The organism is Mesorhizobium sp. USDA 4413 (genome assembly GCF_056280365.1).
In genome coordinates this window covers 5,005,021-5,017,662 of record NZ_JBVPRP010000001.1, presented here as the reverse complement: position 1 = coordinate 5,017,662, position 12,642 = coordinate 5,005,021, and the positions used below count along the sequence as shown (strand labels likewise).

Sequence of the window (12,642 nt, the reverse complement as noted above, 5' to 3'; positions counted from 1 at the left end):
TACAGTTTTGTAGAATTGTACCCCATTGTATCTGGCAACACCATGGCTTGCGCCGGTACGGAAGCGTAAACGGAGCAGATCATGGAAAAGAGTTTCGACGGCTGGCTCAGCGGCTTCATCGGGGTGCTGATCTTCAGCGGGTCGCTGCCGGCGACGCGGGTGGCGGTGATGGATTTCGACCCGACCTTCCTGACGGCGGCCAGGGCGGCGATCGCCGGTCTGCTCGGGATTGCGATGCTGCTGCTGTTCCGCGAAAAGCGTCCGGAGCGCAGCGACCTGATCTCGCTCGTCGTCGTTGCGCTGGGGGTCGTGGTCGGCTTCCCGTTGCTGACGGCGCTGGCGCTGAAGCATGTCACCTCGGCGCATTCCATCATCTTCGTCGGCCTGCTGCCGCTGGCGACCGCTATCTTCGGCGTGCTGCGCGGCGGCGACCGTCCCCGTCCGGCCTTCTGGTTGTTCTCGTGCCTGGGAAGCGCTCTGGTCGCCGGCTTTGCCCTGGCGCAAGGCGTGACCGCCTCGCCGGTCGGCGACGGCCTGATGCTTGGCGCCATCATCGTCTGCGGGCTGGGCTACGCCGAAGGCGCCAAGCTGTCGCGCAAGCTCGGCGGCTGGCAGGTGATCTGCTGGGCCCTGGCGCTGTCGCTGCCGGTCATGCTGGCGTTGAGCTTTGCGACGCTGCCGCCATCCTTCGCGGCCATCGGTTCCAGCGCCTGGATCGGCCTTGCCTATGTCTCGCTGTTCAGCATGCTGATCGGCTTCGTGTTCTGGTATCGCGGCCTCGCGCAAGGCGGCATCGCCGCCGTCGGTCAGTTGCAGCTGCTGCAGCCCTTCTTCGGCCTGGCGCTGGCGGCGAGCCTGCTGCACGAAAAGGTCAGCCCGATGATGGTGGTTGTCACACTGGGCGTGGTAGCCTGCGTGTTCGGTGCGAAGAAGTTCGCGCGGTGAAGCGGCAGGCTCAGCAGGATTCTGTTTTGCTCGGTCCTATTCGTTTTGGGGTTGGTCAAACGAACAATAGGTTTCGTCGGCTACCCCACGATGCGTCTTGCCGAAGCTGTTGAAGCTGCGACCATCCCATTCAGCGACCGACTCCGCACAGTCTGCCTGATCGCCATTCAATCCGTCTATCCACCGGGCCTTTATCAGTCGACTATCCAACGAGTACTTCAGTTCCAAGTTCAAGTAGTCCATGCCACCAAGCGGGAAATCCCAAATTTTTCCACTTTTTGTATCTGCGAGATAAACGCACAAATACCCTGTACCGCACCCGATTTCGACAATCGTGTAGTGCCCGGCAAAATTCGCACCGGTTTTCATCGCGTCGGATATTCTTGTGCGATACTCTCGCGCCCCGCGGTCTCTGCCATCGAACTGAGGCAGCTTAACAGGCCCGTTTTGAAACACCCTCGCCGGAAAGGTTTCGAAGCTCAATTCATCGCCTGGCGATGTCTTCGCCTCATCAGAGGGCCACTCCATCGATACGTTCGAATCGAGAACGTCACATCGAAAGAAGGTGCCTTTGTCGGTATGATCCATGCCAACAATGTTATTGAAATTCTTGCCGTCCCAATCAAAATCTTGCTGCGTGCATAAAACCTTTTCGCTGTTAAGCCATGCCGACTTTATCAATCGGCTTTTCACATTATAGATCAATTTCAAGCTGCTTGTGCCTTCGCCACCCAACGGGAAGGCGTGGATCGCGCCGCTTCGTCCGTCGACAACCCAAGCAGATTTACATTCAGGGCCGCATCCCATTTCGACGATCGTATAGTGTCCAGCGAAATTGTAGCCGGATTTCACCGCTTCCCTAATTCTAGCCTTGGTTTCCGCCGTCCAGTTTGGTCCGTTGAAGCGAGGCATTGCTCGACGGCCCTCAGGGGTGGACTTTGCAGGGTAATTCTCAAAGCGCGGAGCATCCCATCCTGGCGATGCTGCCGCAGGAGTGGGTGGCCAATCTGGAGCGGTCTTCTGACTTGTCTGCTCCGCAGCAGCGGCATCAGCCATAGAAACCAGCAACGCAAACAACAATAGATTCGAAGCAAGCCTCATCGCCCTCAACCCAACGTTCATTGGTTTATTCCAATGTCGTGTTCACTTTATGTTCCTTAGAAAAATATGCAAGCAAGATAAACGCGGGCGCTCGCCGCCTTGGCCTGGCACCTGCTAAAACTTCGTCACGACCCCGATGCCGATCCCCTCGAAGCCGCCCATCGCCATCAGGGCGGCGGGCGCCTCCTCGAGGCTGATCCTTTTGCCGACAAGCAATTCCGGCTTCAGCTTGCCGGTGCGGATCATCTCCATCATTGCCGAATAGCGGTAGGCCTGCATGCCGTGGCTGCCGAGGATTTCGAGCTCGAAGGCGATCACCTTGTCCATCGGCACTTGCGGGCGGGCATGCTCCCCCAGCATCAGCCCGACCTGAACATGGCGGCCGCGCCGGCGCAGGTTCGAGATCGAGTTGAAGGACGTGGTCGGATGTCCGAGCGCGTCCATCGACATATGCGCGCCGCCATTGGTGATCTGCTTGACCGCCTTGACCACGTTCGGCGTCGTCGAGGCGTTGATCGTCGCCACCGCGCCGATCTTTTTGGCGAATTCCAGCTTCTCGTCCGTGAGGTCGATGGCAATCACATTGGCGCCCATGGCGCTGGCGATCATGATCGCCGACAGGCCGACGCCGCCGCAGCCATGCACCGCCACCCATTCGCCGGGCGTCACCCGGCCCTGGTCGACGATGGCGCGGAAGGAGGTGACGAAGCGGCAGCCGAGGCTGGCGGCGGTGGCGAATTCCATCTGTTCAGGCAGGCGCACGAGATTGGTGTCGGCATGTTCGATGCCGACATATTCGGCGAACGAGCCCCAGCCCGTGAAGCCCGGCTGGGACTGGTGCTCGCAGACCTGGTGGTTGCCGGAGGTGCATTCGAAGCAGCGGCCGCAGCCGACGGCGAAGGGCACCGTGACACGGTCGCCGGCCTTCCAGCGGCTGACCTGCTTGCCGGCGGCGACGACGATGCCGGCCAGCTCATGTCCGGGGACGTGTGGCAGTGTGATGCCGTCGTCATGGCCCATCCAGCCGTGCCAGTCGCTGCGGCAAAGTCCTGTAGCCTCGACCTTGATGACGACACCATCGGCGGCCGGCTTCGGATCGGGTACGGTCTGGATGGTCGGCGTCTCGCCGAATTTCTCGAAGACGACGGCTTTCATGGGGTGCTTTCTTTTCCAGTTCAAAAGGGCAGTGCGGTTCGGGTTATGTCGGCGACGGTGATTGGTCAAGCAGCGGCTGCCGTTTGCAAAACCATTCATCGGCTTCGGGATCCCATGGCCAAATCCCGGACGTTGTCGGAAAGATAAGCTGCACAATCCGGAAATCCGGCCCGCCGTAAAACCATATGTCCCAACCGAAATAGTCCCGGTAGTGATCGGGATGGACTGCACCGAACTGACAGTCGAAGCCTCCTCCCAGGAAACCCGACGCCCGCTCGCCGATGCTGAACCTTTCGCCGCTGCGCACCCGTCGGCAATACTCGTTGATGATGGTCATCGAAAGCTCCGGCTTGAGCCCGATGACGACCAACTCGGGGACGCCAAAATTGTGCTCTATCCCGACCGAGTATGCGAATGGCGGATGCTCGTCTTCCTCCAGCACATAGAGAATGTGGCACCCGTACTCTTCGATGTCGGCGAGTGCCTTGGCCTCCTCGGCGTCTTTGGCTTCCCTACTCGGCATCGATCTGGTTCTGCGGCGCAGCTTTTTGGAACGCCGGCAGCGCCATGCAGGCGGCGTTGATGCGCGCAATCACCGGATAGGGCGCCATGTCGACGCCGAAGCGAGCGTTGTTGGTGACCTGCGCGGCGAGGCAGATATCGGCGAGGCCAGGTGCTTCGCCGTGGCAGAAGGTTCCGGTCTCGGGCGAGGAGGCGAGAATCTTTTCAAGCGGCTGGAAACCTTCGTTCACCCAATGCCGGAACCAGTTGACGACGTCCTGGTCGCCGGCGCCGAACAAGGTGCGCAGCGACGTCAGCACGCGCAGATTGTTCACGGGGTGGATGTCGCAGGCAATCATCTGCGCCAGCATCCTGACGCGAGCCCGGCCCAGCGCGTCCTTCGGCAGCAGCGGTGGCTCGGGCTCAATCTCGTCGAGATATTCGATGATCGCCAGCGACTGCGTCAAAAGCCTGCCGTCGTCCAGCACCAACGCGGGCACCAGACCTTGCGGATTGACCGCGAGATAGGCGGGCTCCAGATGCTCGCCGTGGCGCAGATGATGCGGCACATAGGTGTAGTCCAGCCCCTTCATCGCCAGAGCGATCCGCACCCGGTAGGAGGTGGAGGAGCGGTAGTAGTTGTGGAGGACGAGTTCGCTCATCGCCTCGGCTGCCCGACGGTCACCTCGATTTCGCCGATGCCGTCGACGCCACCGGTGATCCTGTCGCCGGCCTGGACCGCACCGACGCCGGCCGGCGTGCCGGTGAAGATCAGGTCGCCGGGCCGAAGCTCGACCGCCTCGCTGCAGATCGAGACGATGTCGGCGACCGGCCAGATCAGCTCGGCAAGGTCGCCGTCCTGTTTCACCGCGCCGTTGACGGCAAGCCAGATGCGGCCTTTCTCCGGATGTCCTGATTTCGCGGCCGGGACCAGCGGGCCGCAGGGCGCGGACTGGTCGAACGCTTTAGACCAATCCCAGGGACGTGCCGCCTTCTTCGCCTGATCCTGCAGGTCGCGGCGGGTCAGGTCGACGCCGACGCCATAACCCCAGACATGGGCGAGCGCATCCGCGCGGGGCACATGAAGGCCTCCCTTGCCGATGGCGACGACCAGCTCGATCTCGTGATGCAGGTTCGAGGTCAGCGGCGGGTAGGGGATCTCGGCGCCGCTGTCGACCACCGCATCGGCGGGCTTGGTGAAGAAAAAGGGCGGGTCGCGCTCGTCATTGCCGAGCTCGCGCGCATGCGCCGCATAGTTGCGGCCGACGCAGAAGATGCGGCGCACGGCAAACCGCTCCGCCGAGCCTGCGACGGCAACCGAGGCGACCGGCGGCAGCGGAAGGACGAATTCTGGCATGGTTTTTCTCTGTGTTGGCGTGAATCGTGCCCACCTTCCGCCGATTTTGCCGGGCGGGCAAGACTCGAGGTTCCCATACCTCGGCCTGTCTTTTCAGTGACAATGCGCTGGCCTTTGGGCGTATACTATTTGCCAATAATCTGGCCATCGTCACGGGACTATCCTGTGGCGGCCGAAACCGAACCGATGCCTGAACCCATGCAATGAGCTCCACCAGCGATCGCGCCCGCTTCCTGATCATCGACGACCACCCGCTGTTTCGCGAGGCGCTGCACAGCGCGGTGCAGATGGCCTATCCGGACGTCGACACAGTCGAGGCGCGCTCGATCACGGAAGCGATCGAGCTTCTTGCCGACGCCAAGCCGTTCGACCTCGCGCTGCTCGACTTGAGCATGCCCGACGTGCATGGCTTCGAGGGGCTGTTGCAGCTCAGGACCCGCTATCCGCGGCTGCCGGTGGTGATCGTTTCGGGCTATGAGGAACCGAAGATCATCTCCGAAGCGCTGTCCTATGGCGCGGCCGGCTTTATCCCGAAATCGGCGCGCAAGAGCGATCTCGCGGCAGCCATCCGCTCGGTGATGGACGGCGCCGTCTATGTGCCGGAAAATTACGAGGGCCAGCCGCCCGACCCCGACAGCACCGACCGCGCCGACATGGTGCAGCGCCTGGCGAGGCTCACGCCGCAGCAGCTAAGGGTCCTGCAGATGCTGCGCCAGGGCATGCTGAACAAGCAGATCGCCTACGAGCTGCAGGTGGGCGAGACCACGGTGAAAGCGCATGTTTCGGAGATCCTGCGCAAGCTCAACGTGTATAGCCGCACGCAGGCGGTGATCGAGGTGTCGAAGCTCGACAATGCGGAGCTGTTCAGGGATCAGGCGGGGTTTTGAGGCAGTATTTCTAAGCCAACAAATGCGCCAGCAACGCGCGTAGCTGCGCCGGTTTCAGCGGTTTGCGCATCAGCTCTATACCGGCGGCGCGGGCGGCCTTGGCGACGAGCTCGGAGCCGTCGGCGGTGACGATCAGCGCCGGCACGGGGCGGCCGAGATAGTCGCGCACTTCGGCGATCGTCGAGGTGCCGAGGTCGCCGCCGTCGAGATGCTGGTCGGCGATGACGATGTCGGGAACCCAGTCGGTGTCGCCGAGCAGGTCGAGCGCATCGTCGGTGGAGGTGGCGGCGCGCACCTGGCACTGCCAGCGCTCGAGCAGCGAGGTCATGGCGGAGAGCACGTCGAGGTCGTTTTCGACCAAAAGCACCTTGGTGCCGAACAGGCCGTAGCCGCGCGGGCGGTCCATATCGGTGACGGTCGCCACCGGTTCGGCTGCCATGCCGACCGGCACGTCGATGTGGAAGATGGTGCCGCGCCCGACCTTCGAGGAAAAGGTCACCGGGTGGCCGAGCGCGGCGGCCATGCGGCGCACGATAGCAAGGCCGAGGCCAAGGCCGCCGGCGAGCCCTGCATCGGCAAGCGTCGCGGTGCCGCGGTGGAACTCCTCGAACACCGCCTCGCGCTGGTCCTCGGCAATACCGCAGCCGGTGTCTGCGACGTCGATGCGGATGGTATCGCCGCGGTGTCTGGTGCCGACCAGCACGCCGCCGGAACGGGTATAGCGCAGGGCGTTGGAGAGGATGTTCTGCAGGATGCGTCTGAGCAGCGTGCGGTCGGTCCGCACGACGACATTGACCGGGCGGAATTTCAGCGACAGGCCTTTCTTTTCCGCCTCGGGCAAAAAGTCCGAGCGCAGCGAGGAAAACAGCGTCTCCAGGCTGACGTCGCCGATTTCAGGCTGCACCACGCCGGCGTCGAGCTTGGAGATGTCGAGCAGGGTGCGCAAGAGGTCTTCCATCGTCTCCAGCGAGCGCTCGACCTGGCGCACCAGCTTGCGGCCTTCCTCGCTGGTCTGAACCTCGGCCAGCGCCGAGACCGACAGATGCGCGGCGTTGAGCGGCTGCAGCACGTCGTGGCTGGCGGCGGCGAGGAACCTGGTCTTGGAAAGGTTCGCCAGCTCGGCCGTTTCCTTGGCGGCGACGAGGTCGATGTTCGATTGTTCGAGCCGACGCAGTGTGGCGTGCAATTCCTCGGTGCGGTTGCGCACCCGGTTTTCCAGCGAAATGGCGGTCTGGAACAGCGAGAAGGCATTGCCCTGCTGGTCCATCGAGCGCTCGACGCGGCTGACCAGGGCCGCGTTGATCTTCTTCAGCCTTTCGAGGTCGTTGATGGCGCGAAGCGGCATCCGCGTCACTCGGCCGCCTGGCGATCGCCGAAGGCGATGCCGGTGAAAGTCTGGTTGAGATGCATCGAGCGATACTGTTCGCCATAGGTGCCGAAGCCGATGATCTTGTTGGTCCGGTAGAGCTCGGAGATGTCGCGAAAAACTTGGCGGTTGCGCGCGTCGAGACGGCGCAGCACGCAGTCGAAGCCGAGGATCATGTCGATGCCGCCGAGCTTGTGCTCGACATCTTGGAGCGCGGTACGCGTCGCCTCCACCATGTTCTTCGGCTGGGCGATGGAAAGCACCACGCCGTCGTCGATGGCGCAGAAGAAGGACAGTGAGCCGTCGGCGTGCATGCGCTGGATCGAGCGGCAATAATATTCGCCGCCGACCTTCACCACGACGGGGTGCGAGGCAAAACTCAGCGGCGTCAACGTCTGCGGCAGGATGCCAACGGAAGCTGCATACTCCTCGGCCGCATTGGTGGCGTTGAATTCGCGCACGATGCGATGGTCCGGGTCTGACGCCGTCACCACCAGCTTCTCGTCGGTCGGAATGAAATTGTCCGTCTTGAAGACGTGGAAAGGGATCTCGGTCGCGACCAGCACGATGATGGCGCTGTCGGACGTGACCTTGCCGTTCGAGATCAGGCTGGTCGTCTCGAATTTCAGGTCGTCGCCCGCCGAGCCGCCGATCAGCGGGATGTCATCCAGCCCCCAGTGGATGGCCGATGTCACCGCTTCCTCGGCATAGGAAAGCCCGTCGATAAAGCAGAGGGCAAAGACGCTCTTCGCCCGCTCCCGGCCGGCGCGGGATTGCAGCAGGCGCCTGAGCTCCAGGACCTCGCCGGTAATCCCGTCCATGCCGGAGGAGGAGAGGTTCTCGACCATGGTGCTGACGGTCGAAAACGACGCCGACGGCAAAAGCAGGGCAATAGCATGCCCTTCCTCCAATCCCTGCGGCGTGATTTCGCCGGCGGTCGAGCAGCCGGCATAGGCGAGCGATGGCGCGTGGATCTTCAGCGCCTGTGCGAGCGCCGCCGCGTCGACAAGGCTTTGGGAGAAGAACAGAAGCGCGAAGCCGGCATCGACGATCGCCGCTTCGGCCGCGATGGCCCGGGCAAAGGCATTTGGGTCGGGCTCATCCGTGGTGAGCGCCGAAAGGCCCGATGCATAGCGTGTGCTCGAACTGGCCAGCTGCCTCCTCCGCAATTTCCTCCAACGCTGGCTTATGCGTGTGTTTTATATCGGGCACGAGCGCGTCGAAAGTATCTTTGCCTTCAATCCCGGTTTTGGCAATGGGCCGGTCGCTGGGGCGCGTGATGCCGTTGCTATGACCGAAAGTACAATGCAACCGCCGCTGGCAGCGCTGTTTTGCGCATTGTACGGTGCGCGAACCCACTGCCGAAGCACAAGCGCGGCATTCGGCAATGACCAAGGTTGATACCCAGGGAGGTTGCATGTCGGACGTGTCGTTCACTGTGAATGGGAGGCGAGTCAGCGGGAGCGCCGAGGACCGAACGCTTCTGGTGCATTTCCTGCGGGAGCACCTTGGTCTCACCGGAACGCATGTGGGTTGCGATACGTCGCAATGCGGCGCCTGTGTCGTGCATGTCGACGGCAAGGCGGTGAAGTCCTGCACGATGCTCGCCGCGCAGGCCTCCGGCTCGACCATCGTCACCATCGAGGGACTGGCGGACGGTGCAGAGCTGCATCCGGTACAGGCCTCGTTCAAGGAGCATCACGGGCTGCAATGCGGCTTCTGCACGCCGGGTATGATCATGACGGCGACCGACATGATCGCGCGCCATCCGGAGGGCCTGGACGAGGCAATGGTGCGCGCCGAGCTCGAAGGCAACATCTGCCGCTGCACGGGCTACCACAACATCGTGAAGGCGATCCTCGCCGCATCGGAGACGATGGCGAAGGGCGCCAAGGGTAAGGCGAAGCGGGCAGCTTAAGGGAATAGGGGAGTAAGGCAGTAAGGGAGTAGGTGAAGGACACACCGATTTCCCTACTGCCTTACTCCCCTACTGCCCTACTCCCCTAAAATTCCGGAGGAATTTCCCATGGGTATCGAAGGCGTCGGCGCCCGCGTGGCGCGCAAGGAAGACAAGAGGTTCATCACCGGCGGCGGCCGCTATGTCGACGACATGGTGGTTCCCGGCATGAAGCACGCCGTGTTCGTGCGCAGTCCGCACGCGCATGCGCAGATCAAGAAGATCGATGTGAAGAAGGCTGAAGCGATGCCAGGCGTCGTCGGCGTGCTCACGGGCAAGGAACTCAAGGCCGACGGCATCGGCAATCTGATCTGCGGCTGGATGATCCACTCCAAGGACGGAACGCCGATGAAGATGGGCGCGTGGTCGCCTTTGGCCGTCGATAAGGTGCGCTATGTCGGCGACGCGGTCGTCATCGTGGTCGCCGACACCAAGGGCCAGGCCCGCGACGCGGCGGAAGCGGTCGAGATCACCTACAAGGAACTGAAAGCCGTGGTCGATGCCACGAAGGCGATCCAACCCGGCGCGCCGCAGATCCATGCAGAGGCAGAGAACAATCTGATCTTCGATTGGGAGCTCGGCGACGCCAAGGCGACCGATGCGGCGATCAAGTCGGCGGCCCATGTCACGCGCATGAAGATCGTCAACAACCGGCTGGTCCCGAATGCGATGGAGCCGCGCGCGGCTCTCGGCCATTACGACAAGGCCGAGGATCACTATACCTGCTGGACGACGTCGCAGAACCCGCATGTCGCGCGGCTGGTGATGAGCGCCTTCTACAATGTCGCCCCGGAAAACAAGCTGCGCGTCATCGCGCCGGATGTCGGCGGCGGCTTCGGCTCCAAGATCTACATCTATCCGGAAGAGATCGTCTGCCTGTGGGCCTCGAAGAAGATCGGCGTGCCGGTCAAATGGGTCGCCGACCGCACCGAAAGCTTCCTGTCGGATGCACATGGCCGCGACCATGTCTCGACGGTGGAGATGGCCTTCGACAAGGACAACCGCATCACCGGCCTCAAGGTCGACACAATAGCCAATCTCGGCGCCTATATGTCGCTGTTCTCGTCCTGCGTGCCGACCTATCTCTACGCGACGCTCCTGTCGGGCCAGTACGACATCCCGGCGATCCACGCCAATGTGCGCGCCGTCTACACCAACACCGCGCCCGTCGATGCCTATCGCGGCGCAGGGCGGCCGGAGGCCACCTACGTGCTCGAGCGGATGATGGAAACCGCGGCGCGCGAACTCGGCGTGTCGCCAGCGGAACTCAGACGCCGCAACTTCATCACGTCCTTCCCGCATCAGACGCCGGTGATTATGACCTATGACGCGGGCGACTATAACGCATCGCTCGACGCGGCGATGAAGGCGGCCGACTATGCAGGTTTCGCCAGGCGCAAGGCCGAGGCCGCCAAGCAGGGCAAGCTGCGCGGCATCGGCATGAGCTGCTACATCGAGGCCTGCGGCCTGGCGCCGTCATCGGCGGTCGGCTCGCTCGGCGCCGGGGTTGGTCTTTGGGAATCGGCGGAGGTGCGCGTCAATGCCGTCGGCACGATCGAGGTGCTTACCGGCTCGCACAGCCATGGCCAGGGCCATGAGACGACCTTTGCGCAACTGGTTACCCAGCGCTTCGGCGTGCCGATCGACTCCGTCTCGATCGTGCATGGCGACACCGACAAGGTGCAGATGGGCATGGGCACCTACGGCTCGCGTTCCGGCGCCGTCGGCATGTCGGCCATTGTCAAGGCGCTCGACAAGGTCGAAGCCAAGGCCAAGAAGATCGCCGCGCACCTGCTCGAAGCAGACGAGGGCGATATCGTCATAGAGAACGGCGAGGTCAAGGTCGCGGGCACCGACAAGAGCCTGCCCTGGTTCCAGGTCGCGCTTGCCTCCTATACCGCCCACAATTTGCCGGCCGGCATGGAGCCCGGGCTGAAGGAAACCGCCTTCTACGATCCGTCCAACTTCACCTTCCCGGCCGGCTGCTACATCTGCGAGGTCGAGATCGACCCGGAGACTGGGCTGACGGAAATCATCCAGTTCGTCGCGGCCGACGATTTCGGCAACATCATCAATCCGATGATCGTCGAAGGGCAGGTGCATGGCGGCATCGCCCAAGGCGTCGGCCAGGCGCTGCTGGAAGGCGCGCATTACGACAGCAACGGACAACTGCTGACGGCGAGCTACATGGATTACACCATGCCGCGCGCGGGCGATCTGCCGTCCTTCAAGGTCTCGACCTCGAACACGCCATGCCCCGGCAATCCGCTCGGCGTCAAAGGCTGCGGCGAGGCCGGCGCCATCGGTTCGCCGCCGGCGGTCATCAACGCCATCACCGATGCGCTCGGCGTCGTCGATATTCCCATGCCGGCGTCGCCCGCGACGGTGTGGGCAACTATCCGTGCGACGAAATGAGTGAATAGGGGGTAGTGAGTAGTGAATAGGGAACCGCGCCACCTCCGGCAGCGGATCTACTGACTACTGGCTACTCACTACTGCCTAACCACTTTAGGGGAGGATCCCATGTACTCAGTCAACTATCACCGCGCCACCTCCGTCGCCGACGCCGCCAAGCTGCTGAAGAACGGCGACGCCAAGCTGCTCTCCGGCGGCATGACGCTGATCCCGGCGATGAAGACGCGGCTTGCTGCGCCTTCGGACCTCGTCGATGTCTCGCGGCTGAAGGAGTTGCAAGGTGTCAAGGTGTCCGGCAAGACGGTCACCATCGGCGCCGCGACGACGCATTACGACGTCTCCACCGACGAGAAGCTGAAGAAGGCCTGCCCGGCGCTTGCGCATATGGCATCGCTGATCGGCGATCCGGCCGTGCGCCACAAGGGCACGATCGGCGGCTCCATCGCCAACAACGATCCGGCGGCCGACTATCCGGCTGCGCTGCTGGCGCTGGGCGCGACGATCATCACGAACAAGCGCGAGATCGCGGCGGATAAATTCTTCAAGGGCCTGTTCGAGACGGCGCTGAAGGAAGGCGAGATCGTCACCGCGGTGAGCTTCACCGCTCCGGCCAAGGCGGCCTACCAGAAATTCCGCAACCCGGCTTCGCGTTACGCCATCGTCGGCGTGTTCGTGACCAAGGGCAAGGACGGGGTGAGGGCGGCGGTGACCGGCGCAGGCGAGGACGGCGTTTTCCGCTCCAGGGAAATAGAGGCGGCGCTGGCGAAGAATTTCGATGCCGCTGCGCTCGGCGGCCTCAAAGTGCCGGCAAAGGGGCTTATGAGCGATATCCATGCCTCCGCCGACTATCGCGCCAATCTGATCGCGGTGATGGCCAAGCGCGCCGTGGCCGCGGCCAACGCTTGAGCGGCGGTGCCGTGGATCAAAGAAGGGGCCGCCTCGGCCCCTTTTCTTTGCC

General features: G+C 62.9%; 12 protein-coding genes. 5 read left to right on the top strand and 7 right to left on the bottom strand.

What is annotated here, in order from left to right:
- The first annotated feature begins 81 nt into the window (after window positions 1-81).
- A complete protein-coding gene (locus tag ACVMIM_RS24655) occupies window positions 82-945 on the top strand; it encodes a DMT family transporter (RefSeq protein WP_278047933.1) in 864 nt (287 codons plus the stop codon).
- Window positions 946-981: 36 nt separating this feature from the next.
- On the opposite strand, the gene ACVMIM_RS24650 is transcribed toward ACVMIM_RS24655, so the two are convergent.
- The 5 genes from ACVMIM_RS24650 to ACVMIM_RS24630 all read right to left on the bottom strand — a co-directional run bounded on the left by ACVMIM_RS24650 (window position 982) and on the right by ACVMIM_RS24630 (window position 5,059).
- On the bottom strand, window positions 982-2,067 hold the full coding sequence (locus ACVMIM_RS24650) for a hypothetical protein (RefSeq protein WP_476115079.1): 1,086 nt from the start codon (window positions 2,065-2,067) through the stop codon (window positions 982-984).
- Between the two features lie 93 nt (window positions 2,068-2,160).
- Window positions 2,161-3,201, bottom strand: a complete 1,041-nt coding sequence (locus tag ACVMIM_RS24645; protein ID WP_476115077.1) for a zinc-dependent alcohol dehydrogenase family protein — start codon at window positions 3,199-3,201, stop codon at window positions 2,161-2,163.
- Window positions 3,202-3,244: 43 nt separating this feature from the next.
- Window positions 3,245-3,724, bottom strand: a complete 480-nt coding sequence (locus ACVMIM_RS24640; RefSeq protein ID WP_476115076.1) for a DUF4262 domain-containing protein — start codon at window positions 3,722-3,724, stop codon at window positions 3,245-3,247.
- A complete protein-coding gene (gene maiA, locus ACVMIM_RS24635; RefSeq protein WP_476115075.1) occupies window positions 3,714-4,364 on the bottom strand; it encodes a maleylacetoacetate isomerase in 651 nt (216 codons plus the stop codon). The genes ACVMIM_RS24640 and maiA overlap by 11 nt, the downstream gene beginning before the upstream one ends.
- Window positions 4,361-5,059 carry a fumarylacetoacetate hydrolase family protein gene (locus ACVMIM_RS24630; protein ID WP_476115073.1) on the bottom strand — a complete coding sequence of 233 codons (699 nt, stop codon included), beginning with the start codon at window positions 5,057-5,059 and terminating at the stop codon, window positions 4,361-4,363. The genes maiA and ACVMIM_RS24630 overlap by 4 nt, the downstream gene beginning before the upstream one ends.
- 203 nt (window positions 5,060-5,262) lie before the next feature.
- On the opposite strand from ACVMIM_RS24630, the gene ACVMIM_RS24625 reads away from it, so the two are divergent.
- The gene (locus ACVMIM_RS24625; RefSeq protein WP_476115072.1) at window positions 5,263-5,946 is read left to right on the top strand and encodes a response regulator; all 684 of its coding nucleotides are present in this window, start codon (window positions 5,263-5,265) and stop codon (window positions 5,944-5,946) included.
- Between the two features lie 10 nt (window positions 5,947-5,956).
- Here ACVMIM_RS24625 and ACVMIM_RS24620 read toward each other — a convergent pair whose 3' ends face one another.
- On the bottom strand, window positions 5,957-7,291 hold the full coding sequence (locus ACVMIM_RS24620) for an ATP-binding response regulator (RefSeq protein ID WP_476115071.1): 1,335 nt from the start codon (window positions 7,289-7,291) through the stop codon (window positions 5,957-5,959).
- Window positions 7,292-7,296: 5 nt separating this feature from the next.
- Complete coding sequence (locus tag ACVMIM_RS24615) at window positions 7,297-8,481, bottom strand: FIST N-terminal domain-containing protein (RefSeq protein ID WP_476115069.1); 1,185 nt, start codon at window positions 8,479-8,481, stop codon at window positions 7,297-7,299.
- A 248-nt stretch (window positions 8,482-8,729) separates the two neighbouring features.
- Between ACVMIM_RS24615 and ACVMIM_RS24610 the strand changes: the two genes are divergently transcribed.
- The 3 genes from ACVMIM_RS24610 (at window position 8,730) to ACVMIM_RS24600 (ending at window position 12,590) form a co-directional block, all read left to right on the top strand.
- Complete coding sequence (locus tag ACVMIM_RS24610) at window positions 8,730-9,230, top strand: (2Fe-2S)-binding protein (RefSeq protein WP_476115068.1); 501 nt, start codon at window positions 8,730-8,732, stop codon at window positions 9,228-9,230.
- A gap of 108 nt (window positions 9,231-9,338) precedes the next feature.
- Window positions 9,339-11,684, top strand: coding sequence for a xanthine dehydrogenase family protein molybdopterin-binding subunit (locus tag ACVMIM_RS24605; protein WP_476115066.1), 2,346 nt, complete (start codon window positions 9,339-9,341; stop codon window positions 11,682-11,684).
- Window positions 11,685-11,792: 108 nt separating this feature from the next.
- Window positions 11,793-12,590 (top strand): FAD binding domain-containing protein, encoded by a 798-nt coding sequence (locus ACVMIM_RS24600; RefSeq protein ID WP_278047923.1) that lies wholly within the window; start codon window positions 11,793-11,795, stop codon window positions 12,588-12,590.
- The last annotated feature ends 52 nt before the right edge of the window (window positions 12,591-12,642 follow it).

Bases quoted from the DNA above. Each gene is read 5' to 3' on its own strand.
- ACVMIM_RS24655 (WP_278047933.1), top strand. From the start codon at position 82: ATGGAAAAGAGTTTCGACGGCTGGCTCAGCGGCTTCATCGGGGTGCTG.
- ACVMIM_RS24650 (WP_476115079.1), bottom strand. From the start codon at position 2,067: ATGAACGTTGGGTTGAGGGCGATGAGGCTTGCTTCGAATCTATTGTTG.
- ACVMIM_RS24645 (WP_476115077.1), bottom strand. From the start codon at position 3,201: ATGAAAGCCGTCGTCTTCGAGAAATTCGGCGAGACGCCGACCATCCAG.
- ACVMIM_RS24640 (WP_476115076.1), bottom strand. From the start codon at position 3,724: ATGCCGAGTAGGGAAGCCAAAGACGCCGAGGAGGCCAAGGCACTCGCC.
- maiA (WP_476115075.1), bottom strand. From the start codon at position 4,364: ATGAGCGAACTCGTCCTCCACAACTACTACCGCTCCTCCACCTCCTAC.
- ACVMIM_RS24630 (WP_476115073.1), bottom strand. From the start codon at position 5,059: ATGCCAGAATTCGTCCTTCCGCTGCCGCCGGTCGCCTCGGTTGCCGTC.
- ACVMIM_RS24625 (WP_476115072.1), top strand. From the start codon at position 5,263: ATGAGCTCCACCAGCGATCGCGCCCGCTTCCTGATCATCGACGACCAC.
- ACVMIM_RS24620 (WP_476115071.1), bottom strand. From the start codon at position 7,291: ATGCCGCTTCGCGCCATCAACGACCTCGAAAGGCTGAAGAAGATCAAC.
- ACVMIM_RS24610 (WP_476115068.1), top strand. From the start codon at position 8,730: ATGTCGGACGTGTCGTTCACTGTGAATGGGAGGCGAGTCAGCGGGAGC.
- ACVMIM_RS24605 (WP_476115066.1), top strand. From the start codon at position 9,339: ATGGGTATCGAAGGCGTCGGCGCCCGCGTGGCGCGCAAGGAAGACAAG.
- ACVMIM_RS24600 (WP_278047923.1), top strand. From the start codon at position 11,793: ATGTACTCAGTCAACTATCACCGCGCCACCTCCGTCGCCGACGCCGCC.